The sequence below is a fragment of the Lapidilactobacillus salsurivasis genome (genome assembly GCF_054785215.1).
Genome location: NZ_BAAABI010000004.1, coordinates 14,468 through 39,887, shown reverse-complemented (window position 1 = coordinate 39,887; position 25,420 = coordinate 14,468). Strand labels below are relative to the sequence as shown.

At 49.9% G+C, this 25,420-nt stretch carries 22 protein-coding genes; 4 read left to right on the top strand and 18 right to left on the bottom strand.

The annotated features are described in order from the left end of the window. Positions 1 to 10 precede the first annotated feature (10 nt). The 5 genes from prfB to ACYVSB_RS06005 form a co-directional block, all read right to left on the bottom strand. Positions 11 to 1,127, bottom strand: a protein-coding gene (prfB, locus tag ACYVSB_RS06025) for a peptide chain release factor 2 (RefSeq protein WP_461218758.1) whose coding sequence is annotated in 2 segments (ribosomal slippage) — positions 11 to 1,054 and positions 1,056 to 1,127 — 1,116 coding nt in all. Because the reading frame shifts where the segments join, the coding sequence is not laid out codon by codon here. 92 nt (positions 1,128 to 1,219) lie between these two features. Next, complete coding sequence (gene secA, locus ACYVSB_RS06020) at positions 1,220 to 3,583, bottom strand: preprotein translocase subunit SecA (protein WP_461218757.1); 2,364 nt, start codon at positions 3,581 to 3,583, stop codon at positions 1,220 to 1,222. A 409-nt stretch (positions 3,584 to 3,992) separates the two neighbouring features. Continuing rightward, the gene (hpf, locus tag ACYVSB_RS06015; RefSeq protein ID WP_461218756.1) at positions 3,993 to 4,562 is read right to left on the bottom strand and encodes a ribosome hibernation-promoting factor, HPF/YfiA family; all 570 of its coding nucleotides are present in this window, start codon (positions 4,560 to 4,562) and stop codon (positions 3,993 to 3,995) included. A 128-nt stretch (positions 4,563 to 4,690) separates the two neighbouring features. Next, on the bottom strand, positions 4,691 to 5,380 hold the full coding sequence (locus tag ACYVSB_RS06010) for a hypothetical protein (protein ID WP_461218755.1): 690 nt from the start codon (positions 5,378 to 5,380) through the stop codon (positions 4,691 to 4,693). Continuing rightward, complete coding sequence (locus ACYVSB_RS06005) at positions 5,380 to 6,753, bottom strand: DEAD/DEAH box helicase family protein (protein ID WP_461218754.1); 1,374 nt, start codon at positions 6,751 to 6,753, stop codon at positions 5,380 to 5,382. Before ACYVSB_RS06005 ends, ACYVSB_RS06010 begins: the two co-directional genes overlap by 1 nt. Between ACYVSB_RS06005 and ACYVSB_RS06000 the strand changes: the two genes are divergently transcribed. Continuing rightward, complete coding sequence (locus tag ACYVSB_RS06000) at positions 6,752 to 7,438, top strand: YigZ family protein (protein WP_461218910.1); 687 nt, start codon at positions 6,752 to 6,754, stop codon at positions 7,436 to 7,438. The genes ACYVSB_RS06005 and ACYVSB_RS06000 overlap by 2 nt on opposite strands. A 167-nt stretch (positions 7,439 to 7,605) precedes the next feature. Here the strand turns inward: ACYVSB_RS06000 and ACYVSB_RS05995 are convergent, their stop codons facing one another. The 13 genes from ACYVSB_RS05995 to ACYVSB_RS05935 all read right to left on the bottom strand — a co-directional run bounded on the left by ACYVSB_RS05995 (position 7,606) and on the right by ACYVSB_RS05935 (position 23,873). Further along, on the bottom strand, positions 7,606 to 8,706 hold the full coding sequence (locus tag ACYVSB_RS05995; RefSeq protein ID WP_461218753.1) for a glycosyltransferase family 4 protein: 1,101 nt from the start codon (positions 8,704 to 8,706) through the stop codon (positions 7,606 to 7,608). Between the two features lie 122 nt (positions 8,707 to 8,828). After that, a complete protein-coding gene (rny, locus tag ACYVSB_RS05990; protein WP_125600860.1) occupies positions 8,829 to 10,397 on the bottom strand; it encodes a ribonuclease Y in 1,569 nt (522 codons plus the stop codon). A gap of 436 nt (positions 10,398 to 10,833) precedes the next feature. Further along, on the bottom strand, positions 10,834 to 11,889 hold the full coding sequence (gene recA / locus ACYVSB_RS05985; protein WP_125600775.1) for a recombinase RecA: 1,056 nt from the start codon (positions 11,887 to 11,889) through the stop codon (positions 10,834 to 10,836). A 92-nt stretch (positions 11,890 to 11,981) separates the two neighbouring features. Continuing rightward, on the bottom strand, positions 11,982 to 13,223 hold the full coding sequence (locus ACYVSB_RS05980; RefSeq protein ID WP_461218752.1) for a competence/damage-inducible protein A: 1,242 nt from the start codon (positions 13,221 to 13,223) through the stop codon (positions 11,982 to 11,984). Between the two features lie 112 nt (positions 13,224 to 13,335). Then, positions 13,336 to 13,920 carry a CDP-diacylglycerol--glycerol-3-phosphate 3-phosphatidyltransferase gene (gene pgsA / locus ACYVSB_RS05975; protein WP_125600781.1) on the bottom strand — a complete coding sequence of 195 codons (585 nt, stop codon included), beginning with the start codon at positions 13,918 to 13,920 and terminating at the stop codon, positions 13,336 to 13,338. A 21-nt stretch (positions 13,921 to 13,941) separates the two neighbouring features. Then, positions 13,942 to 14,862 (bottom strand): helix-turn-helix domain-containing protein, encoded by a 921-nt coding sequence (locus ACYVSB_RS05970; protein ID WP_125600784.1) that lies wholly within the window; start codon positions 14,860 to 14,862, stop codon positions 13,942 to 13,944. Between the two features lie 79 nt (positions 14,863 to 14,941). After that, positions 14,942 to 15,682 carry an elongation factor P 5-aminopentanone reductase gene (gene ymfI / locus ACYVSB_RS05965; protein WP_125600787.1) on the bottom strand — a complete coding sequence of 247 codons (741 nt, stop codon included), beginning with the start codon at positions 15,680 to 15,682 and terminating at the stop codon, positions 14,942 to 14,944. Next, positions 15,682 to 16,920, bottom strand: a complete 1,239-nt coding sequence (gene yfmH, locus ACYVSB_RS05960; RefSeq protein WP_125600789.1) for an EF-P 5-aminopentanol modification-associated protein YfmH — start codon at positions 16,918 to 16,920, stop codon at positions 15,682 to 15,684. The genes ymfI and yfmH overlap by 1 nt, the downstream gene beginning before the upstream one ends. Then, positions 16,898 to 18,196 carry a M16 family metallopeptidase gene (locus ACYVSB_RS05955; RefSeq protein ID WP_461218751.1) on the bottom strand — a complete coding sequence of 433 codons (1,299 nt, stop codon included), beginning with the start codon at positions 18,194 to 18,196 and terminating at the stop codon, positions 16,898 to 16,900. The genes yfmH and ACYVSB_RS05955 overlap by 23 nt, the downstream gene beginning before the upstream one ends. Positions 18,197 to 18,527: 331 nt before the next feature. Continuing rightward, positions 18,528 to 21,044, bottom strand: coding sequence for a DNA translocase FtsK (locus ACYVSB_RS05950; RefSeq protein ID WP_461218750.1), 2,517 nt, complete (start codon positions 21,042 to 21,044; stop codon positions 18,528 to 18,530). Between the two features lie 129 nt (positions 21,045 to 21,173). After that, the gene (trmL, locus tag ACYVSB_RS05945) at positions 21,174 to 21,683 is read right to left on the bottom strand and encodes a tRNA (uridine(34)/cytosine(34)/5-carboxymethylaminomethyluridine(34)-2'-O)-methyltransferase TrmL (protein ID WP_125600798.1); all 510 of its coding nucleotides are present in this window, start codon (positions 21,681 to 21,683) and stop codon (positions 21,174 to 21,176) included. Positions 21,684 to 22,229: 546 nt separating this feature from the next. Further along, on the bottom strand, positions 22,230 to 23,480 hold the full coding sequence (locus ACYVSB_RS05940; protein WP_125600801.1) for an AI-2E family transporter: 1,251 nt from the start codon (positions 23,478 to 23,480) through the stop codon (positions 22,230 to 22,232). A gap of 18 nt (positions 23,481 to 23,498) precedes the next feature. Further along, positions 23,499 to 23,873: a PTS glucitol/sorbitol transporter subunit IIA gene (locus tag ACYVSB_RS05935; RefSeq protein ID WP_125600804.1), complete on the bottom strand. Its 375-nt coding sequence runs from the start codon at positions 23,871 to 23,873 to the stop codon at positions 23,499 to 23,501. A gap of 137 nt (positions 23,874 to 24,010) precedes the next feature. On the opposite strand from ACYVSB_RS05935, the gene ACYVSB_RS05930 reads away from it, so the two are divergent. The 3 genes from ACYVSB_RS05930 to ACYVSB_RS05920 all read left to right on the top strand — a co-directional run bounded on the left by ACYVSB_RS05930 (position 24,011) and on the right by ACYVSB_RS05920 (position 25,313). Further along, positions 24,011 to 24,301 carry a hypothetical protein gene (locus ACYVSB_RS05930; RefSeq protein WP_461218749.1) on the top strand — a complete coding sequence of 97 codons (291 nt, stop codon included), beginning with the start codon at positions 24,011 to 24,013 and terminating at the stop codon, positions 24,299 to 24,301. 143 nt (positions 24,302 to 24,444) lie between these two features. Beyond that, entirely contained in the window at positions 24,445 to 24,963 is a 519-nt protein-coding gene (locus ACYVSB_RS05925; protein WP_461218748.1) for a hypothetical protein, read from the top strand. Next, positions 24,945 to 25,313: a hypothetical protein gene (locus tag ACYVSB_RS05920; RefSeq protein WP_379861681.1), complete on the top strand. Its 369-nt coding sequence runs from the start codon at positions 24,945 to 24,947 to the stop codon at positions 25,311 to 25,313. Before ACYVSB_RS05925 ends, ACYVSB_RS05920 begins: the two co-directional genes overlap by 19 nt. The last annotated feature ends 107 nt before the right edge of the window (positions 25,314 to 25,420 follow it).

Genomic DNA, 25,420 nt, shown 5'->3' with positions numbered 1-25,420 from the left:
CTCAAAGTTTCTATTTCGGATTTTTTCGTTGTAATTGCCATTGCAAATAGCTATAAATGAAGCCATCGAGATCGCCATCCATCACTGCTTGACCATTACCGGTCTCATAGTTGGTGCGGTGATCCTTGACCATGGTGTAGGGATGAAAAACATACGAGCGAATCTGTGAACCCCAACCGATTTCTGGCTGCTCGCCCTTGATCGCCGCTTCTTTTTGGCGTTGTTCTTCTTGTTCCCGTTGGTACAACTTGGCCTCCAGCATCGCCATCGCTGTTTCTCGGTTCTGCAATTGCGAACGTTGGGCTTGCGAACTGACCACGATCCCCGTTGGTAAATGGGTGAGTCGCACGGCGGAAGAGGTCTTGTTGATGTGCTGACCACCAGCGCCGCTAGAACGGAAAACATCGACGCGCAAGTCATCGGGACTAATATCGACCTTGATCGAGCGATCTAATTCAGGCATGATCTCCACCGATGCGAAAGACGTATGCCGCCGACCGGCAGAATCGAACGGCGAGATCCGCACCAACCGATGGACACCATTTTCGGAGCGCAACATGCCATAAGCGTTATGCCCCTTGATGATTAGGGTAACGCTCTTCAACCCGGCTTCATCGCCTGGCTGATAATCGGCCATTTCCACGCCGAAATGATGGTTGGCGGCCCAGCGCTGATACATCCGTAATAACATCGCGCCCCAGTCTTGGGACTCGGTGCCGCCAGCGCCAGGATGGATTTCTAAGATCGCGTTGCTACTGTCATAGGGCTCCGCAAGCAAAAGGTTCAACTCATAATCCTGTAGTTGTTTTTGCAATTGGACCAAATCTGCTTCCACTTCCGTTTGTAACTCCGCGTCTGGTCCTTCTTGCAATAACTCTAGCGTAACAGAAATATTGTCCGCCATTGTAACTAACTGATTAAAATTGTCATACTTTTCCTTTAAATTATTGTTATCATCGATGACTTTTTGAGCTTTTTCGGAATCATCCCAGAAATCAGGTCGACTCATTTCATCTTCGTTTGCCGCGATTCCCTCGGCGAGGCCATCTAAGTCAAAGAGACCCCCTAAATTGATTGATCTTTGTTTGCGCGTCTTCCAGCGCATGGCGCATTTCAGCAAATTCCATTTTCAAACACCCTTTCGCAACCTTCGATAAAGAAAAAGACGCCGCCAAAATTACTTCATTTTGTTCAGCGTCCTTCTCTATGTTTTCCGACTTTAACGCCGAATATTTTGACGAATCTCTGCCTTCATGAATAAACGCGTCGCATCGAAATCAATATCGGAGATCATCTCTTCAAACATGCGATAACCTTCTTCTTGGTATTCGACCAACGGATTCATTTGGCCATAACCACGTAAACCAATGGATTGCCGCAATTGATCCATTTCATCAATATGTTGGGTCCAATGATCATCCACGACCCGCAGCACAACGACTTTTTCAAATTCCAGCATTTGGCTAGGATCAACCAGTTTTTCTTTCTTATCCTGGTAGTTGGCTTCAACGAAGTCAGTCAACAATTGCTTCAATTGTTCCACTGATTTGCCTTCAAGGTCGGCCAGTTTCAATTGCTTGTCACTGACCAAGTTGGCCAAAGCGTAATCATACAAAGCTTGCAGATTCCATTCGCTTTGCGCCCCTTGCGTATGCATATCGACTTGATGGCTCACAGTCCGCTTCATCATTGGCAGAATCACATCTTGTAAACTATCCGTTGCCGAAATCACTTGTTGCCGTTGCTGATAAATGACTTCACGCTGTTGCCGCATAACATCATCATACTGCAACGTGTTCTTCCGCGTATCGTAGTTGTTCCCTTCGACCCGCTTCTGCGCGCTTTCGACTTGACGCGTAATCATCCGTGATTGGATCACCTGCTCGTCTTCGGTGACATTTAAGCGATCAAGGAAGGCTTTGATTCGTTCGGAACCAAACCGCTTCATCAAATCATCTTGTAAGGACAGATAAAATTGTGTGACGCCAGGATCGCCTTGACGACCAGAACGGCCCCGCAGCTGATTATCGATCCGCCGCGACTCATGTCGTTCGGTCCCGATCACGCACAAACCACCTAATTCAACCACGCCAGGTCCCAATTTAATATCGGTTCCCCGCCCAGCCATGTTGGTCGCGATCGTAACCGCGCCACGTTGACCGGCGTTCATAATGATTTCCGCTTCTCTTTTGTGGTTCTTAGCGTTTAAGACCGCATGAGGAATGTGTTCTTGATCCAATAAGTGGGACAATAATTCAGAAGATTCAACGGCGACAGTCCCGACCAAAATCGGTTGACCTTTTTCGTGGCGTTGTTTGATATCGCCAACGACCGCATTGAATTTACTCATCAATGAAGGGTAGAGCAGATCAGAATGATCCACCCGGATCACCGGCCGGTTAGTTGGAATCGAAATGACATCCATGTTGTAGATCTCACGGAATTCCTCTTCTTCGGTCTTGGCCGTCCCAGTCATTCCGGCAAGCTTGTTGTACATCCGGAAGTAGTTCTGATAAGTAATGTTGGCCATTGTTTGGGATTCTTCTTCGATCTTGACCCCTTCTTTGGCTTCGATCGCCTGATGCAACCCATCAGAATAACGACGTCCATCCATGACCCGACCAGTAAATTGGTCAACGATCAGGACTTTGTTATCTTGGACCACGTAATCCACATCACGTAACATGACATAGTTCGCCCGTAACGCCTGATCCAAATGGTGGTTCAGGACGGTATTGTCAATGTCATAAAGGTTCTTGGTGCCAAAATAAGCTTCGCCCTTTTGGATACCCTGTTCAGTCAAGGCAATCGACTTGGTCTGCCAATCAATCTTATAATCGTCGTCTTCTTTCAAAGTCTTGACGAAACGATCGGTCCGCACATACATCGCCGTCGTACCTGTGGCCTGACCGGAAATGATCAACGGTGTCCGCGCCTCATCGATCAAAATCGAATCGACCTCATCGACGATTGCGTAATTCAGCGGCCGCTGAACCATTTGTTCCTTATAAACCACCATGTTATCCCGCAAATAGTCAAACCCAAGTTCGCTGTTCGTGGAATAAGTGATATCACAATTGTAGGCTTCCCGCTTCTCATCGGTATTCTTGCTGTTCAGGTTCAAGCCAACGCTCAAGCCTAACCAATGATAGAGTTCGCCCATTTCTTCCGCGTCACGACTTGATAAGTATTCATTGACCGTGACAACGTGAACACCTTTACCAGCCAGCGCGTTCAAGTAAACTGGCATGGTCGCCGTCAAAGTTTTACCTTCACCGGTTTTCATTTCGGCGATATTACCTTCATGTAAGGTGATCCCGCCAATGATCTGGACCCTAAACGGATACAAGCCCAAAACCCGCCGTGAACCTTCACGGACCACCGCGAACGCCTCTGGCAGAATTTGATCAAGGGTCGCGCCACCAGCCACTTGCGCCTTGAATTTCTCTGTTTTACCTTGTAATTCTTCATCGGAAAGTTCAGCGAACTGGTCAGCGTAAGCTTCGACCTTATCAGCGATCTTGCCCATCCGAGCAACCTCACGCTTATCACTTTCGATCCATCTCTTTAAAATATTCGCCATAAATCAGAATTCCTCTCCTGTCAATCGAATTCTAGTTGTCATTTGACAGTATTCAATCTATTTTATCATTAAAAGACCTGCGTGTGAATAGATTGATTTAAATAAACAAGCAAGTTCCCCACTCGTTTGATTCCCATCATCGATGCCAAACTGCATTATCTTCATTGTAACCAAAAACGCTGCATAAAAAAAGGGGCAATCGCCAGCAAGTTATTTTAGCCAGATTTGCAAAGACGTTTCCTGCAACTGGCGTTGTGCTGGCTTCGTTCAGGGTGACAGTTGACCGGCCATGGCTTGGACTGATCCCAGCGGCGTCAACCATCCCCCCAACGACACAAACAGACACCATTAGAAAATGGCCGCGCAACCGCGCGACCATTTCAATCAACTCTACTCAATTGTTCACTCGCTATTCGTCGGTTTCGATCAAACCGAAACGACCATCGCGACGACGATAAACAATACTAGTGCCATTGGTTTCAGCATCTTCAAAAATAAAGAAATTATGGCCAAGCATATTCATTTGTAAAATAGCTTCTTCTGAATCCATTGGTTTCAACGCTAACCGCTTGGTGCGAACGACAACCATCTCATCTTTAGCCTTGGGTGCTTGTTCAGGAACATCGATCGCGCCATTAGCGGGACCAGTCAACTCAAAGTTCTTGATTCCCTTTTCCCGGCTCTTGCGATTGATTTTTGTCTTGTACTTGCGAATCTGCCGTTCAAGCTTATCTGTGACCAGATCGACACTGGCATACATGTCAGGAGATGTTTCTTCAGCCCGCAAAACCAAGTAAGGAAGTGGGATCGTCACTTCGACTTTTGCGGTCTTATCTGTGTAAACTTTTAGGTTAACATGGGCAATTGAATCAGCAGGCTCTTCAAAATATTTATCTAACTTGCTTAATCGTTTCTCCACGTAACTCCGAATTGCCTCGGTAACCTCGATATTTTCACCACGAACATTGAACGATAACATAGTCGTTCGCTCCTTTCAAGTTACATCAGTAGCCAATGATAATGATTGGCTCACCTTTATTATATCGAAGCGCTTACCATTTAACAATGAAAAGACTGTAAAAATCATAAAAAAGAAACAGAAGCCCTTCACCGCGCCACTGTTAATGAAGTGATTTCTCCCTGATAACCAGCCTGGCGTAAGGCCGCCTGTCCATGACGCAAAGTGCGCCCAGTGGTATAGATGTCATCGACTAATAAGACTGGACGTTGTTGGTCGGCGCTAGGGCAAGGCTGCGGACAATAAAAGTGTTGTGGGCTCACCAAACGCTCCTGCCGCGTCAGCTGAGCCTGATGCTGCAATTGTTCTTGACTGGCTAAACGTCGGTCCGGCCGGGAGACCGATTCGATCAGTCCTAGAACCGGATCGAATTGGCGTTGGGTCCAGTGACTGGGACTGGTGGGGATCGGGATGATCAGCGTCCGGCGGGGCAACGCCGTGAACACCGCCTGCAAATGCCCGGCGAAAACCAACCGCAACCGATAATCCCCTACCCCTTTATACTGTTGAAAATAGGCCTGCATCGCCTCGTTGTAAGTAAACAAAGCCCGGTTAGTCAGGAGCTCAGCCGTCAAAGCCCAGCGTTGACAATCATAACAGCGTTGCCCCTGTTCTGACAGGCGACCGCACTGGGGGCAGGCGTGGCGTCGGTCAAGGGGCTGAAATCCGCGCAAGCAAAGGGGACAAAGTCGGTCCAAATACCAATGACGATCCACCAACAATTGCTTCAACGAATAGCGCGGCGTGAACGACTGACCGCACAACAAACAAACGACCATCAGAAGCCGCCACGACGATTCAGTTGTTTGATTTGATGGCACGCCTGACTGATCGCCCAACTCTCATATTGACAATAGAAGACCACCTGATCTCCTTGATTCGTGGGTGCCCGCCCGACCCGACCGGCAATTTGAACCAAACTTGCAACATTGAAGTTAGGATGATCCGCCGCCAAAACCAGCACATCCACATGGGGCAAAGTCACGCCCCGCTCCAAAATCGTCGTCGTCAACAAGACTTGCCCCGAACCGCCGCGAAAGTCAGCGACTTTTTCCAAGCGCAGGGGATCTTGGGCGTGGACCGTTTGCGCTTGAACACTGGGGAACGCCTGTTGTAAGGCGGCCAAATAGCGGGGTAAACTAGCGGCCTGGGGCACGAAAATCAATAAGCGACGCTGACGCCCCAGCCAAGGCGCTAACAGTCGGCGCAGACGCCCGGTCCACTGATCTTGTTGAAAGACTTGCCCGAAAACGACCCGGGGCTGGACTAAAGGGCGTCCGTGAAAGCGGCGGGCCAAGTAATGTAGGGGCAGTTGTCCACGACGCGCCGCGCGCCGCATGGTGGCCGGCGGCGTCGCGCTCAAATAAAGCCGCTGACCCGTGGGTTGGACGGCCTGCCGCATCACCCGCTCCAACATGGGATCGCCGACATAGGGAAAGGCGTCGACCTCATCCACGATCAACAAATCAAAGGCTTGATAATAGCGGATCAATTGATGGATCGTGGCGACCACTAACTGTTCCGCTTGCGGCACTGGCTTCGCTTGACCATGATGAAGGCCGATCTTGGTCTGGGCGAACGCCTGCTGCAATCGGGGATAAATCTCATTACAAACATCAACACGCGGCGAGACGAAGCCTACCCGCGCTCCCCGGGCCAAATAGGCCGCGATCAGCTTAAATGTGATCTCCGTCTTACCTGCACCCGTCACCGCCCACAACAGTTGGACCGACGCCCCTTGTTGATAACCAGCCAGCAAAGACCGGGTCAGCTTTTCTTGCTGCGGCGTTAATTCCCCCGTCCAAGTTAACACCGGCGTCTGCACAGAAAAATGGTTCGCGCTGGGAAAGCGGACCAATTGACTATTTTGGCAAACTCGACCCAACGCCAAACAAGCGGTACAATAAAGTTGACCACTTGGTAACCGTTGATCGGCTCGCAAGCGACTACCACACCGCTGACAATACCACCGTGATCCTTGGGCAAAAGCTCCGGGAACCAACTGAATTTGTTGGCCGCTGGTGCCCAGCTCCTTAAGCGCCACCTGCAATTCCTGAGGCAGTGTCCCCAGTAATAATTGCCGACCGGCAAGTAGCCAGCCCCACTGCTGGATCAAGGCGGCTTCTGCTTCACTCTGCTCACACACTTTCATCATTGTCATCACCATAACTAATTACGCAAAGGAACTGATTCTCATCGAAACTTATCGCACGATCGCGCAAAACGCGCAAGCCGAGCTTCTGATCAAGAAATCGCGCTTTATTGGGCAAGTTTTTCGAGTCGAAAGCGAGGCCCAAGCCCAAGACCAATTGGCTGAAGTTCGCCAAGCACAACATAAGGCCACCCATAATTGTTTCGCCTATCAATTAGGCTTCGCTAATGAGATCCAGCGCCTTAGTGATGATGGGGAACCAAGCGGCACGGCCGGCTCGCCGATTCTTAATGTCCTCCAACAGGAAAATTTAAATAACCTTCTCTGTGTTGTGACCCGCTATTTTGGCGGGATCAAACTTGGCGCTGGCGGCTTGATCCGCGCTTATGGCCAAGCGACCACCGCCGCGATCAACGCCGCTGGTTTGGTCCAAGGGATCGAGCAAACGGCCTATCGGTTGACTTTTGCTTATAGTGACTTGGATTATTTACAGAATCAATTACAGCGCGCCCAGATCACGGTGGCCGCCAGTGATTATACCGATCAAGTCAGCCTGACGATCTGGCTGGACCAGCAAACTGCCACTGCCCAAATGGCGCAGATCGAAGATTGGCTCCGGGGGCAAGTTCAAGTTGAACAGTTACAAACCTCGTTTCGCGAAGTCCCGCTCACTGCAAAAAAATAACGTAGCCGCCACGGGCTACGTTTTTCTCTTGGGTCAAAAATTTATTTTACCCCTCAGCCGCTAAGTTTGGCTTGAGGGTTTTTAGATTAATTAGAAACATCATGTCCCTAGTTGTCATCGCGCAAAGCAGACTGCGCCGGCCGCGACCCGAAGACATTACCCCAGACCTAGTTCTCCGGGGTATCAGAATGCCGTTCCATCTTTTTAACGAGGCGCCTGATCGCGCGCAATAATGGCTGGCGATTCTCGCCGACAAGCCCGATCACTTCCACGAATAGTTCCAGCCCCACCAAAACCGCGATCGTCAATAAAATATTGCCCCACAAGGACGACAATGGATAAAGTAACGCGATAAAGGAGAAAATCAAGGCTAAGCCGTAGATAACCAGAACTGTTTGGCGATGCGACAGGCCTAACTGCATCAAACGGTGATGCAAATGGTGTTTATCGGCTTCCGAAATCGGCCGCTTATTTAATAATCGGCGCAACATCGCGTAAACAGTATCGGTGATCGGCACGCCGAGAATAATCACGGGAATCACCAACGTAATGAAGGTGACATTTTTCAAACCCTTAAGCGACAAGACCGCGATCATAAAACCGATAAAAAGCGCCCCGGTATCCCCAAGGAAAATCTTCGCCGGGTGGAAATTGTGGGGCAAGAAGCCGATCAAAGCAGCAACCAACGCGAAAATCATGATGGCCACATAGGTGTTGGCAACGGATAGGAAGAAATACGCCATCACCCCCATGGTAAACAGCGCAATGATCGAGACGCCTGTCGCCAAGCCATCCAACCCGTCGATCAAGTTAACGGCGTTGGTGATCGCCATGATCCAGAAAATCGTGATCGGGAAGCTGGCCCAACCCAGATGGAACGTGCCGATCAACGGTAAGGAGACCAGATCCATCCGCACGCCACCAACAAAATAAACAACGATACCAGCAATAATAATGCCTAACATTTTCTTCTTCGGTGATAATTCATCAATATCGTCGATCATCCCGGTCAACACGATCACACACTCACCCATCGTGATCCCGAGAAGCTCGTGGGTCGGGAATTGCTGGCGCAACAACACGAAGACAGCAAAATTAAAGGCAATAAAAATCGCCAAGCCGCCCATTGTTGGCATTGGTTTTTTATTGACCCGTCGCGCGTTGGGATTATCCACCGCCCCTAAGACAAACGCGATCCGCCGAACAAACGGTGTGATCACCGCCGCAATGATCATAGTTAGAAAAAGTTTAACAATAATCCTAAGCATTGATAAGCTCGCTTTCTCACTCAGTAACAACTATTATACAACGGTTACCGCTAGTTTAACATTTTATTTCGATTAAATTTCAGTCAAGAAAAAACAGCAACAAAAAAATAGCCGGTAACCGGCTATTTTGCATATTCAATGGTTCTCGTTTCGCGAATCACGGTCACTTTGATATGACCAGGATATTCTAATTCATTTTCAATTTTATTACGGATGTTCCGTGCTAGAATCACGGATTGATCATCAGAAATCTCGGTTGGCTTCACGACTACCCGCACTTCACGACCAGCCTGGATCGCAAAACTGTGATCCACACCGGGGAAGGTCTTGGTAATATTCTCCAACTTCTCCAAGCGATGAATGTAATTCTCCAATGATTCTGAACGGGCCCCAGGACGAGCAGCTGAAATGGCATCTGCCGCCGCGACCAAAACCGCGATCGCTGAGGTTGGTTCTACGTCTCCGTGGTGCGAAGCGATGGTATTGATCACCACTTCTGGTTCATGATACTTCGTCGTTAATTCGACGCCGATCTCAACATGAGATCCTTCGACTTCATGGTCGATTGCCTTACCAATATCGTGTAATAATCCTGCGCGTTTCGCTAAATTTACGTCTTCACCAAGTTCAGAAGCAAGAACTCCAGATAATTTCGCCACTTCGATGGAGTGGTTTAACACATTTTGACCATAACTGGTCCGGAAATGAAGCCGACCAACGATCTTGATCAGATCCGGATGCATCGAATGAATGCCCAGCTCAAAAATAGCCTGTTCACCTAAATCGCGGATGCGCTCATCCATTTCTTTGCGAGCCTTCTCCACCATTTCTTCAATGCGCGCCGGATGAATCCGCCCATCTTGAATCAACTTCTCCAATGCCAAACGGGCAATTTCCCGTCTGATGGGGTCAAAACCACTTAAAACGACAGTCTCTGGGGTATCATCAATAATCAGATCGATCCCGGTCAAAGTCTCCAAAGTTCGGATATTTCGGCCTTCACGCCCAATAATACGCCCTTTCATTTCATCGTTAGGGAGGTTGACAACCGTCACAGTATTCTCCGTGACTAAATCAGCCGCACTGCGTTGGATCGCATCAACAACTAGGCTCTTCGCCTTCTTGTCTGCTTCGCGTCTTGCATCGGCTTCGCTTTCTCGGATTTGAACCGCACGTTCATGAACCAACTGGCCATTCAATTCATCAAGAATCTCATGACGTGCATCAGTCTTCGTGAGGGCGGCGATCCGTTCTAACTCGGTTGCTTGTTCATCCACTAAACTTTGCGCTTTGACCTCTTGTTGCTCGATTTTAGCCTGCCGATTATTCAAGCGAGCCTCATGATCATCAAGATTGGCTTCTTTCTTATCTAGCGCATCATCTTTCCGATCCAGCGTCTCTTCCCGCTGAACCACGCGATTTTCTGAACGTTGAACTTCGTTGCGTCGTTGCTTCAATTCATTTTCGATTTCAGCACGATAACGATGACTCTCATCCCGTGCTTCCACCAATGCTGCTTTTTTTGCAGTCTCTGCTTCTTTTTTGGCCCTGGCTAAAATATCCTCAGCTGTTCCCTGAGCTTCCTTTAATTGCTCCTCGTAAGTTCCCTTACGAATCAAATAGCCAACAATAACACCAAGTGCCAACATGATGAATGCGATTACGAGGATTACCGGTAGGCTAGGACCCATTTTATCCATACTATCCACCTCCGCATCATCAAAAAATACTAAACGTAATTTTTAAAGATGTTAAATTTTAGATTGATTACACACTTTCTATTCTAGACGTTAGCGGATAGTGTGTCAATCGAAGCTGCTGGCTTTACTCATTTATTTTAACAATTGGTAGCCAAGTTTCTCAGCGGTAATCGTGATTCCTAGACGCCTGAGAACAACGGCCTGCAACAAAAAAGGCGTGATCATTTGAATGATCACACCAACTAAACAATCGTTTAACAACTGGTTTCAAGCCAGCGAGCCATCGATGGAACGCCGTTATAACGCATGAATCTACTTGTGCTGACACAGAACGCGTCTAGCGAAAACCCCTGGTGAGTCAATTGAATCGTTGAGGGATCCAGCGTTGACTTGATTCTCGCAGCCGACCGTTATAGCGTCGTAACGCCTATTCTTTATCAATTGGCAAAACTGTTTCATCAACCGAATCAGTTTCACCGGCGGCACTATCTTGGTCCATATCGTAGCTGACCCGGACCAGATGGCGGACTTCGGTCTCCATCTCGGGATGATCGGTCAAGTATTGCTTAGCATTTTCCCGTCCTTGACCAATGCGCTCATCGTGGTAAGAATACCAAGAGCCGCTCTTCTTGATAATATCCTTGTCGGCCGCCATATCCAGTAATTCGCCATTCCGCGAGATCCCTTGACCGTACATGATATCGACTTCAGCCACTTTAAATGGCGGCGCAACTTTGTTCTTAACAACCTTGATCTTGGTCCGGTTCCCAATGATGTCGGTCCCGTTCTTGATCTGCTCTGCTCGACGAACCTCTAAGCGGATCGTCGCATAGAACTTAAGCGCCCGGCCACCAGGAGTGGTTTCTGGATTACCAAACATAATTCCGACTTTTTCCCGGATTTGATTGATAAATAAGGCAATTGTTTTCGTTTTGTTGATTGAGCCTGACAACTTCCGCAAGGCCTGCGACATCAAACGTGCTTGCAGACCAACGTGAGCATCGCCCATCTCGCCTTCGATTTCGGCTCGAGGTACTAGCGCAGCGACCGAGTCAACCACAACAATATCCACAGCGCCACTGGTTACCAAGGCATCCGCAATTTCCAACCCCTGCTCACCGGTATCCGGCTGCGAAAGTAGCAATTCGTCGATGTTGACACCCAGCGCCGTTGCATAAGCAGGATCCATCGCGTTTTCCGCGTCAATATAGGCCGCCGTGCCACCCTGCTTCTGTACTTCTGCCACCGCATGAAGGGCGACAGTGGTTTTACCGGAACTTTCTGGTCCGTAAATTTCCACGATCCGGCCACGGGGATACCCGCCAACACCAAGCGCATGGTCTAAAGCCAGCGAACCAGTCGATACGGTTTGGATCTGCGTGTCAACCTTGTCCCCCATCCGCATGATGGCGCCTTTACCGAAGTTCTTTTCAATTTTCTTAAGTGCGGCATCTAGGGCCGCCTGTCGCTCGTCTTTAGCCATATGTCCTCCTTCTAAGCATCCGCTTAGTCACAACTACAATTTTACAGATAATCGTGTCAAAAATCAAGAAAAATGCGAACAAATGTTCTAATTCACTGTTGTAACCGATCATAAAGTAACTTGAACCCACTCAACGCAGCGCGCTGTCGAATCTCATTCCGGACACCGGCGAAATGACACTCGATCACTTGCGTGGGTCGATCACGTTCGGCCAACCCAATGAAGGTCGTCCCGACCGGCTGACCCTCCAACGAATCCGGTCCAGCCACGCCGGTGAACCCCAACGCGAAATCGGTATCCAGCAATTGTCGAGCTTGTTCGGCCATCGCTTGCGCCACCGGGGCACTAACAACACCCGCCGTTGCGATCAGCTGCGGATCAATTCCCAGCAATTGTGCCTTTACCTGATTGGCATAAGTCACCCAACCACCGGGGAACACATTAGAGGCACCCGCCAATCCGGTTAATAGAGCTTGAAAGGCACCACCGGTCAAGCTTTCGGCCGCGGTGACCGTTGCTTGTCGACGCCGCAACAGGGTCAAGACCTCCTCCGGCAGTGTCCGCTCCTCCCCTAGGCCAACGTAATATGGCGCGAGGCGGCGTTTAACCTCTTGCAACACCGGAGCGATCAGTGCTTCGGCCGCAACCTGGCTCTCTGCAGCAGCGGTGATCCGCACCCCAACCTCAAAATGTTTCAAATAGGTCGCAAGGGTGGGATTTGTTTGTGTCGCGATCAAATCTTGAAGTTGCTCGGCCATTAGCGATTCACCAATCCCGAAGAAACGCGCCATTTCCGAAACGATCACTTGTTGACGCCCTAGAAGCTGACTTAATCGCGGCTGAACCTGTTGGCGCAACATCGGACCAAATTCCCGTGGCGGTCCTGGCAAAATAAAATAGGCATGAGCTTCCGTCTTCAGGTAACTGCCCACCGCCAACCCAATTTCGTTGGTCAAAGGCTCACCCCCAGCTAAATATTCGGCCTGGGCCAAGTTATTTGCCGGCATTGGCTGCTGCTTCTGCTGATGCCACGCCACCAACTTCGCCACGGCCTGGGGATCCTGAGCCAACTTGATCTGCAAATGTGTTGCTAGCGTTTGCTTGGTCAAATCATCCGGCGTCGGCCCCAAACCGCCAATCAAAAAAATCACCTGACTGCGTTGTTCAGCGGTGGTGATCACCTCTGTCAATCGCTGCGGGTTATCGCCAACTACCGTTTGATATTGGGCGGTAATGCCCAGGCGAGCCAGTAATTGAGCCACTGTCTGCGCATTCGTATTCACGATTTCACCCAATAAAATTTCGGTGCCAACTGCAATGATTTCTGCTTTCAAGCTGCTACCTCCTAAAGTACGCCAACTCAACCTATTTTCCCGAAAAATCTTGAAATAAAAAAACGAACAGGGTGCGCATCTGCCACAGCCTGTCGTTTTCAGTCATTATTAATTAGTCATTGGTATCTTGAAACACATTGCGATTTTGGACGAAGTAATCGACCCCTGAATAAATCGTGAAAAACAGGCAGATATACAGGAGCACCGTGCCAATCGGAAAATGGATCCCCGCAAAGAAAATATCATTCAAGAGTAAGAAAACAATCGACAACATCTGAGTAGTTGTTTTGATCTTGCCAGGCATCGCTGCAGCCATCACTTGGCCATCTTGCTCCACGATCAGCAAACGCAGGCCGGTCACCGCCAGTTCGCGACAAATAATGATTGCTGCCACCCAGGCCGGGACTTTGCCCAAAGAAACCAGGAAAATGAACGCGGTCATCACCAGCATTTTATCCGCCAACGGATCGGCGAACTTACCGAAGTTAGTGACCAAATGGTGCTTGCGGGCAATCTTACCATCCAACAAGTCCGTCAATGACGCCACAATGAAAACAATGGCCGCGATAAACTGCTGCAACGGAATCACCGAACCAACTAAACTAACTTGTCCCCATGGCCAATTAAAAACGAGTAAAATAATGAATACCGGAATCAAAATAATCCGAAAAACAGTTAACTTATTTGGTAAATTCATGCCACAAAACCACCCCAACTATTATTCAGTAACGCTACTGGAACTTGAATCATCACTTGTCGCCTGCACCGTAAAGGTAAAGGTCTGAACAACCGAAGTACCCGTTGGTAACGAAACGGTTGTATCATTGATTTTTAAAGTCGTTGAAGGTGTGTTCCCACTTTGCAATGTGAACGTTGTGGTTCCAGCTGGAATCGTCAGCTCATGGGTCCCGCCGTCGGTCAACACACTTTGCCAATTACTACTGGTGTCACTGGGGAACGTGACTTGGACCCAAGCCGAACTTCCAGACGCACCTAAAGTCAGCTTGTTATCCGCAGTTGTCTCCAAGCCGGTAACGGTAAAGGCGTTGGTTCCGTTTTCGGTGACTTTCAATTCGTCTTTCTTGGCAGAGCTCTCACTGGAGCGACTCGATTCCTTCGCTTTGGAGCTAGACTTGGCAGCACTCTCTGAACTGGCTTTTTTGCTACTTTGCTTACTCTTGGTCGATGAGGTCAAGGCAGAACTCTCATCTGGGATCTGGGTCTTGCGTTGATTGGCCGCGCGAACCGCAAAGAAATACAAGCTGGCGACCACGATCACGATCACCACACCAATGATGATTTTGCCCAGATTATTACGTAACCAATAGCCAAACGAATTGGTTTCATCGTGTAATGTCCGCTTTTTGTTCTCGATCGAATTTTCAACGTAGTCTTGCGGTTGGGTTTCTGGGATCGTGTCACTGAATTCATCTAGCAACTCATGACTGTCCAGACCGACCGTTTCGGCGTACTGTTTAATGAAAGCACGCACATAAAAATCACCCGGCAATTGATCAAAATTACCGTCCTCGATCGCAATCAAATATCGCTTTTGGATTTTGGTGATCTGTTGCAGATCATCTAAAGTGTACCCCTTTTCGATCCGGGCACTCTTTAACTTCTTTCCTACTTCGTCCATCGCTTTCTTCACCACCAGCTATTATCGTTATTATTATATCATACTCTCAATATTAGACCTATTAAGATTCCTTAATATTTCACCTTAACCAACCGCCATCAACGTACAGCGTTTGCCCCGTTAAATAATCCGCTTGCGGCGCCACCAAATTGGTGACCCATAGCGCAATTTCTTCCGGTTGTGCTAAACGTCCCAGCGGAATCTCCTGCCGCAGATCGGCCAACTCCTGGTCAGAAAAATCGGCATTCATCGCCGTGGCTACTGCGCCAGGGGCCACCACATTGACGGTCAGCCCACTGCCGGCCACTTCCCGAGCGTAAGCGTTGGCGAAACTAGACTGAGCGCCCTTGACGGTACTATAACTCACTTCCATCGCGCTACCGACCCCGCCATAGATCGACCCCACAAAGACAATCCGACCATGCTCCTGTTGGAGAAGTTTCGCCTCTGCCTGTTGGATCAATTGCATCGGTGTCAATAAGTGCAATTGGAACATCCGTTGGATCTGGTCACGGGACAAGCTACTAAAGAGTTGATAATCCGTCGTCCCTTGCGCAAACACCAAGGCCTGGAAATCCCCCCGGGTTTGCCAAAAATCAGGCGCCACAGGTCGGGTCAGATCGCAGATAAAACTCTGAAAATCCTGTTGCGGGTAAGCGCGGCTCAATTCCTTGATCAATCCCAGCACCACGTCCTGGTGTTTAAAGGCCTGCATGGTCACGGACCAACCCGCGGCGGCCAACTGGCGACAAATCGCCCCGCCAATATTCCCCGAGGCGCCGAAAACAACGGCCCGCCCTTTATATGCTGTGTCTGCCATCAGTCCTGGTCATCTCCAATAACTTGATAATCCGCCATTTTGCTGGTCGCAAAGAATTGACGCACCTGTTGCCAAGCTTGTTCCACCGTGACCGTCTGTAAATACTCACGTAAGGCCCAGGAATCCCAGTGGTAAAAGCCTAATTCTGCGGCCTCGACCCCGAGATTTTCCAAATTATCTTGACTGAACATCACATTACCAAGCATTTCCTTGCGCGCCAACTCAAAAGCAGCCACATCAACGGTTGCTGGTGTTAAGATCGCTTGCCGCAACGTCGCCAAGCATTCCGCCGGTCGCGGGGTGTTAGTGGTCAATAAAACGTAATTGAAGGCCCGTTCAACCGTAGTCGTGAACTGGAAACTGTCATCCACCAATCCGGCGTCGCGCCATTGCCGCCATTGTTTCGCCGTTTCACCGAATAAAGTGGTCAAAACCAACTCCAGGGCAACTTGCAATGTCATGGCCGCTAAACTTGAAGTCAATGGCTGACCACGAAAGCCTAGGGCAATTTTGGTGGGACCATCGACACTATCCGTGGGCACCTGCTCCCGTGCCAACGGAGCCAACTTCGGCGCCCGCAGCGCTGGGGCGGGCAGCTGGCCCAGGTTTTGCCAAACTGAGGCCGCCGCGAAATAATGGGGCAAGTCCACCCGACTGAGATCAGCAACCACACTGACACGCATCCGTTGTGGTTGATAGAAGCAGTGGTGGGCAGCCAACAACAATTCCGGCGTGATCTGAGCTAAAGCGGCAGGCGTGCCACCAACGTCTTCCGCGATCGGTTCCTGCGGGTAAAGTCGGGCCATGATGCCCATCACCAAGGCCCAATCAGGCTGATCCCGATACATATTCAGTTCTTGCGTGATAATGCCGCGCTCTTTCTCAACGTTGGCCGCGGTGAAGTAGGGTTGCGCCACCAATTCGCCTAGCAGGTCTAAATTCTCGGCCAGTTGCCCGGCGCCAGCAAAATAGTAAGCGGTCTTGGAAGGCGTGGTGAAAGCATTGGTTTCCGCTTGATTGACGGCGAAACGTTCACTGATGTCACCACTTGCTTTATTAAACAGCTGGTGTTCAAGAAAGTGCGCGGTGCCGGCGGGAAACTGCCATTGTTGCTGCTGCCAGACCGCTTGGCGATCGATCGCCCCGAAATCAACCATCACCAAGCCAAATTGACTGAGATAGCCGGGCTTATCAATCAAATCGATCATCAAGCCATTACTCAGTTGCATCGTTTTCATCGCCTTCCTCCTCTCCTTGGCCAATCAATTTGGTCACCACTTGTAAATTCAGTTGACCCACACTGGCCGCCAAAGTCGCCGGTGTGATCGCGCGTAAGGCCGCCGCAAAATCCGCGTCGGAACGCAATGATTGGGGCTGAAGTACGCGATTCAATTGCCGGTTGAGCAGCCGTTGCGGGGAATCCCCCACCAGACGACGGCGCTGGATCAGATTATCTTGGACCAAGCCAACTAAGGTCGCCGGCGTTGCCCCAGCCGCCACTTGTTGGAGCGCGGCGCTGACCAAGCTTGCCACCTGGTCCAATTGCGAACCGGCCACCCCAGCATCCACCAGCAGCCAGCCTAAGGTGAAATCGAAATAAGCGCTAATGTCATAGACTAGCCCCTGCTCTTCTCGCACCTGTTGAAATAACAGTGACTGCTCACTGCCACCCAATACTTGGCCCAGGACCAGCAGGTTGTCCCGTTGCTGCTGCACTAATGGCGTTGGCGCCATGTATGCGAGGCACAACCGACTCTGCGCCCCGGCAATCGGTAATTCGCGGCGTTGCAATGGTCGAACTTGTTGCGGCACAACTAACGGCAAGGTCACCGCCGTAGTCTTCCGGGCGCTAAACGGTAAAGCCGCCGTCAACTGCGCTTGCACCTCAGGCAAAGTCAACGCCGATAGCCCCATGATCCGCACCGGCCATTGCGCCAAAATTTCCCGATACAACTGACGCATCCGCGCCAGATCCACCGCTGCCACCTCCGCCAGTGTCCCTACCGACGGCGACTGTAATTGGCTGGCAAACGTAGGCTCAACAAAGAAAGCCGCTTTCGTTTGGCAAAAGGCCTGGAAGCCATTATCCGTTTGCAGATCACGCAATTCACTGATCAGCGCTCTTTTCTCGACTTGAAAAGCGGTCGCCGCTTGGTCTGTATTCAAGAGGGATTTGAAAATCACCTCATGCAACAGCGCCAAGCAAGTTTGCCAATTGCCACCACCAGCTTGCGGTTCCACAAAGGTCAGCCGAAACATCAAGTCATGCCACTGCCCCAATGGTCGATTACTGATCTGCAGATCCGCGCCGTACCCAGCCGCCAAAGCCGCGCTGAGCTCCTCACTATGGGGATAACGTTGACACCCACTGCTTAAAATTCGGCTCAACAAATTAAGCTCACCGAAATTAGCCTGATCGATGCCCTGCAGGAAATGGCATTCGATCGCATTGGTTTGAAATTTAGTTGTAGTGGTCCAAGTCAATTGGACCCCAGGTTTAAGAGAAAATATCACACAACAACCTCGATCTTAATTTAATCAAGCGACCACCGCCATAACAACGGGGTCGCCGCAACGGCCGAATTCGCTGATACTTTTTTTGAAAATGAGCTTGAGGCGATTAACTGGCGCCACCAACGTCGCCACGCCTAGGCACGGGTTCTAAACCTTGGTTCTAGGGCCCGATATTCCAGGGCTCAATATAAATAACGCCCGGCAAAAAACTAAATGGAAAGACTTGATGCCAAGACACGATACGAGAGCCAAATATAAAAAATGAATGCGCTGACTGACTGCAAAAAGTCGAATACAAAGACTCGATTCAAAAACTCACTGCAAAAACAACTTAAGACAAGTAAGTCGAGCCATCAGCCGGACCCTCAGCGGCCATAAACTGCTGGTAATTGGCCATGGTCCAAATCACTTTGCGTCCCTTACTACCTTCGGATGGACCGACGACACCCATTTGCTCCATGTCTTCCACGATCAATGCCGCCCGATTGTAACCGATCCGAAACCGCCGCTGCACCATGGAAGTGCTGGCCTTATCTTCTTGGATCACATAGGCCACCGCCTCAGCGAAGTGCTCGTCGTGTTCATTCTGTTGGTGATCATCGCTCACATCATTGACGTGGGCGATCAACTCTTCATCATACTCAGCGTCTTGCTGATTTTTGACGAAATCACTGATCGTTTCCACATCTTGACTGGAAATGAAGGCGCCTTGCACACGAACGGGTTTCGATAGGCCCAAGGGCGCGTACATCATATCACCACGTCCTAATAACTTCTCGGCGCCGTTCATGTCCAAAATCGTCCGTGAGTCGATCCCACTGGACACTGCGAAGGCCATCCGTGAAGGAATATTGGCCTTGATCAAGCCCGTGATCACATCCACGGATGGGCGCTGAGTGGCGATGATCAGATGCACGCCGGCCGCCCTGGCTTTCTGGGCCAACCGCACGATCGAAGTTTCGACCTCATTGCCAGCGACCATCATCAAATCCGCCAATTCATCGATCACGATTACTAAATAAGGCATTTCTGTCATGACTGGATTGGCCTTATCACTGTTATTCTGGTGAACCTTGGTATTGTATTCCTTGATGTCGCGGACACCAGCGGCTTCAAAACGTTGGTAACGGTCTTCCATCTCGCTGACCGCCTTGTTCAACGCGTTGGCCGCCTTTTTCGGTTCGGTCACAACCGGCAACAGCAAATGGGGAATGTCATTATAGATCGAGAGTTCCACCATCTTCGGATCGATCAGCATCAATTTGACTTGATCTGGCCGAGCGTGCATTAAAATACTGGTAATGATGACGTTGATCATCACCGATTTCCCTGATCCCGTGGACCCGGCGATCAGCAAATGGGGCATCTTGGTCAGATCCGCGCTAACAATTTCGCCCGTGACGGATTTGCCTAGGGGCACCTCCAAAACCTTTTCCGGTCGGCGTTGCTGCTTTTCGATCACTTCGCGGAAAGAGACGGTGGCAATCGTGCGATTTGGCACTTCGATCCCAACATAAGGTTTCCCCGGGATCGGCGCCTCGATCCGAATATCCTTGGCGGCCAAGGCTAAGGCCAAATCGTCAGCTAAATTGACGATTTTATTGACCTTGACGCCTAAACCGGGTTTGACTTCATATTTCGTCACCGTCGGCCCCAGATCAGCGTGAATGATCTGAACATCCACCCCAAAACTGCGAAAAGTCTGATCCAACGTGGTCCGATTTTTCTGGATCAACGCTAATTCACCAGACTGATCCGTCGGGGGAATCACGCTGAGCAGCGAAGTCGTCGGTAACTGATAATGATCATAATCAGGTTGCGGCTCCGGTTCTGGTACACTGACCGGCTTGGTCGGCTTGATCGCGCTAGTTGGCGCAACCGCGGAGGCCGCCGTCGCCGCGTGTTCCACCACCCCACCGGTCGGCGTAAAATGAACATCAAAGCCATCGTGCGGGCGCGGCAAATCGGTGTCATCAGTCGCTGGGCCCGGGTCCGTCGCCAACGTCGATGTTGGATCCGGCGCGGCGGTGTCATTGGTCGCCGCGCTGCTGGTCGTAAAGGGCGTCGCCATCATGGCATCCACCGACGCCTGACTTTTGTCCAGTGGTGGGGTCGGTGCCGCAGTTTGATCCGCTGCCGCAGTGGCCGCTGGCGTCGAACTGGATTGTTTTGGTTCACTGGCACTAGATGCTGTCACATGATCAGACTCGGATTGAAAGAACCGTTGATGAAACCCGCGAATACCCGCAACCATTTTTTGAAAAGCGTGTTGAAGCCAACCTAGTATTTTCTGCAAACCCAGCACAAGATCTTGGAATGGCAAATTGGTGAACAGCATCAAACCAGCAATCATCATAATAATTGCGAAAATAATGGTTCCCCAATTGCTGGCCAAGAAGTAAGTCGCGCTATAGGCAGCCGTCCCCAGCAAGCCACCACCAACAGATTGGGTCACACGCCCGCGGCGAAAGTCAGCCTCTAGTAAACTCCAGATCACTTTCAGAAATTGACCATGGATCGCGTTATGCTGAAACAGAATCGTCGCGCTTAAAATCAGGTTACTCAAATAGACCAAGATCATGCCCCACAAGCGTTGAGCCGGGATTCGGTCGGGAAAATGTCCCAGAACCAACATGTATAGTCCAGTCATCCCAAAGACCACTGCCGCGATCAAATAAGTGTCCCCGACAAACAAGCGGAAGGTGTTAGCAAACAGATTCCCCAAGAACCCCCAGCGAAAAATCGCCAAAACAGCGAACAGCGTGAAGACCAGCCCCACGATATTCATGGTTAGATTTGATTTTTTCTTACGCCGTGACTGGCGCCGTTTGCCTTTACGTTTCGCCATGCTACCAAACTCCCTCCTGTGCTTTCTAAACTCGTGATACCCCGCGCTTTGAGTCAGGCAAACTAAGCAGGGACCGGCTTGACCGGCTTAACACCTGCACTCGCCTGCCCGCGCTTGCCTTCACGAAATCTATTTCAATTTATCATGCGGATACTGATGGGTCAGCTCCAAGCCAGTGAAACGCTGCTGACGCAAGGCTTCATAAATCACCAGCGCCGCCGTATTCGACAAATTCAGCGCCCGAACATTATCAGTCATCGGGATCCGTAAACAATTCTGCTGATGTTCGCGCATGAAGTCCTCTGGCAGACCGGTGGTTTCTTTACCAAACAAGAAATAATGATCCAGCGAAATATCGGAGAAATCAGGTTCGCTGTACACCCGGTCAGAAAATTTAGTAATCAAATACAAACGTTTCATTTCTGGCACAGTAGCCAGAAACGCGGCCAGATCGTCATGATAAACTAGGCGAACTTTGTCCCAATAGTCCAGTCCCGCCCGCTTCAAATGTTTATCATCAGTTTGGAATCCCAGGGGTTTGATCAAGTGCAAAACGGTATCCGTCGCCGCGCAAGTCCGAGCGATATTGCCCGTGTTCGCTGGCATTAACGGTTGGTACAAAGCAATATGATTTGTCATTTTCTAAGTCCTTCAATATAGATAATTTTGGCGTGTCCTGGATTAGCACCGATTCGTGACCAAACCACCGCTAAAACAGTTAAAGTTGGAAGCGTCCACGGTGCTAACCTCTCCTGAACAACAAGTCAGGCCAGGTTGGCGCCGTTTCGCGCCCACGCCATTGATCAGAAAATTTGCCCGTGGTTAACCACTTCGAGCAAATAGTTTCAACGTTTATTCTAACATAGTTGGCAGGGAGACAAAAGCGGGCCCGATCCAGAACTGATCACTGAAAATCACTGGTCGCGGCTAACGGATCAAGGTTGCAAGTCCCCACCGGTCAACCAGGATCGCTCTGAAAACAAAAAAATGTAGCCCCTCGGTTTTTCAACAGCGAGAAGCTACATTAGTAAGACCATCACCGTCACTTTTAGCAAAGGAAACCCTTGATAAAAGCCCGACTTCGACCTTGAACCTAATATACCACGCATTTTTCAGTATTGGCAAGCCTATTTCTGAAAAAAGTGAATTTTCTGAAAAGAATTCGTGAATCTTTCCGAAAAACGGTTATGATTTTGGTGAATGCTGCTCTTGCTTCGGTTGCTCTGCCGTTGGCGGCGTTCCGCCAGCGGTCGGATCATCTGACGGTGCGACCAAGCCCAATTGCTCTTCTTCATCATAGAGACCAGTCACCGTTTTGAACCAATCGAACAGGCGTGAAACCAGGATCTTCACTACCGCGTAGGTTGGAATCCCTAAAAGGACGCCAAGCAGGCCGAACATTTTCCCGGCTGCCAGTAACAAAATCAGCGTGGTGGCAGGATGCATCTCCATTTTGCTACCCACGACCAACGGGGAAACGACCCGGCTTTCGATCGTTTGCTCGATCATGAAAACAATCAGCACTTTCATGACCATGAAAGTGTTCGTGAAAGCTGCGATGATCAACGCGGGAATGATTGCCAAAAATGAGCCCAGATAAGGAATCAAGTTCAGAAAACCCGCTAAGACACCTAAAGTCAGGGCGTATTTCTGACCAATGATGGCATAGCCCACCGAAAACATCACACCGACCCAGAACGCGACAGTCAGCTGACCACGAATATAATTACTCAAAGATAAGTTCACGGCCGTCAGAAGCTCGCCGGTAGAGTGGCGAAATTTCGTTGGAACGAACTTCAGCAAATAGCCTTTGAATTTTGGACCATCTTTCAACATGAAGAAGAGGATGAATGGCGCCGTCCCCAAAACCAGCAAAACATTCGTAACTGCGCCCACCGCGGAACCAATATTGCTGAACCAGCCAGAAATACTACTATTAAGTTGCTTGGTAAATTCTGAGGAAATATTTTGCAACTGCTGATTGATCTGGTCACGCACCGTGGCAAATTCAGAATCATTCAGGATTTTCCGAGTGGTGTTTTCGATATTCTTCCAATATAGCGGCCAATTGTCTAAAATCTGTTGGGTTTGATTTTGAATGATCGGGATCAAATTAACGATCCCCCACACAATCAACGCGAAAACCGCCACAAAAATCAAACTGATCGTCAAGATCCGCGGGATTTTCAGATGGCGCTCCGCTAGCTCAACCAATGGCTCGATCAAATAGAAGAGAATGCCCGCCAACAGAATCGGCGGTAACGCCACCGCCAGGAAATCCCCCACCGGCTGAAAGACCCAGCTAACACTAGCAAAAATCCAGATCACCGCTAAGAAAAGCAAGATGTTGATCAGGATCACGGTCACTTTATTATTTAAAAACCACTGATAAAACCACGAACCTGGTTTCTTTTTCTCAGATTTCTGTGCCGCCATTAGTGGCCTCCTTTAGCGTCAAGCCAATGAACAGTGATAAATGATCGTGGTGCCCACTTTGAAAGCCGGTTTGGGCTGTTTGGCGAAATGAATCGCGTTTTGCAAGCCCATAGGCGCCGCTTCGTCAAAGACCAACGTCACGTGTCCGATGGAGCGGAGATTATTATCGACCAATTCTCCCACGCTCTTGATGGGATAATCCTGCCCAGCGATTGTCAAACGATCGCCGACTTTCAGGGTCAAGTGTTGCATCTGTGTCGGATCGGTGAAGGTTTGAATCACCGCCACTTCGCGCAAGGCCGCGCTGGCTGTTTCGTTAAACAGAATCACCATCGGATCCCCGCTGGTCAACGCTTGGGGACCGACTGCTGTTACTTTTGCTTCAATATCCATGTCAAAAACCTACCTCGTTTTGAAATGTTGTTACTGTCATTCTAGCACAGTTGGCCAGATGTCGGAACTGGCAAGAGCGGGAACTGATTTCGAACGTTCGGTTCTGCTTCTGAGCTTGCGCTTGATTGCGGGTTTTGGTGGGTGTTGCACGTGAGCGCAACCGGCTGGGACTGCTGTTGCGGACTGGAACGTGGTGGGCATCGTTTGAAATTGATCGGGAACGACTGGTTCCTATTCTTGATCGTCCGCTTGATCGCGGGTTCGCAGGGTTGGGTGGTGACGCAACCGCCTCAGGACGTTTGTCGTGGCTGGAACGCGGTGGGCATCGTTTGAAGCCAATTCCAAAAGCGGGAATTGTCTTCAAATCGAGCCTTATTCTAAGCGATAAATCGCTAAGAATAATCTCACCGCTGAGCCACACGTCCTGAGGCGGTTGCTAGGCAGAATCGAGCTTATCTGCAATCGAAGTTGGGTATCTGACGAAGTGTTTTTGCAAGCTAGAGGTCAACCAATTGCCCTTTTTTAATGGTACGGCAACACCAACAGATTCAGATTAGAAGTTCGGAACATTTTGCGTAAACCAAACACATTTCTATGCGTTTCCGTAACACTCCACGGGTGGAAACCGACCGACTCAGCTGAGATTCATCAAGATCAAGTCCTAGTTCATCAGACAGACTGTACTGGTGTCACCAATTTGAGGCTGGTGACCACTAACCACGGTCGTCAATTACGTGGCTCCCCATCAATTGACCATAGCTTGCCAACTGGCGTGAGTGCTCAAACGGCTGTTAAAACGTTGAGCGGCTGGAGCGGAGAAATTCGGGGTGAGATCGCCGTGAAATTGTCCTTGGCGGCTCTGCCGCTTAGGACAAGGCCTGATTTTGAGACAAGCCGCGTCCTTTGCGGATTGGCTCAAAACAGCGCCCACAGCGAGCTCACCCCGAATTTCGCAGCGCAAGCCGCGGCCAACCTACTTTTGGAGGTGGTACCGCAATACCAACGGATTGGATTAGAAGGTTGGAATATTTTGCATAGGCTGAATATCTCTACCCGTTTCCGTAACAACTCATGGATGGAAAACGACTGATTCGGCTGCTTCATCAAGAACTTGCCTCAGTTCATCAGACAGACCGCGCTGGTGTCACCAATTTAAAGTTTGTGACCACTAACCACGGTCGTCAAGTGCGTGGCTCCCCATCAATTGACCATAGCTTGTCAACTGGCGTGAGTGCTCAAGCGACTGCTAAAACGTTGAGCGGCTGGAGCGGAGAAATTCGGGGTGAGATCGCCGTGAAATTGTCCTTGGCGGCTCTGCCGCTTAGGACAAGGCCTGATTTTGAGACAAGCCGCGCACTTTGCGGATTGGCTCAAAACAGCGCCCACAGCGAGCTCACCCCGAATTTCGCAGCGCAAGCTGCGGCCAATCTACTTTTGTAGCGCAAGCCGCGGCCAACCTACTTTTGCAGCGCAAGCCACGGCCAACCTACTTTTGCCAGTCATACCAGCGCATCATGCTTGTCATTACCGCACAACGCACAAAAACT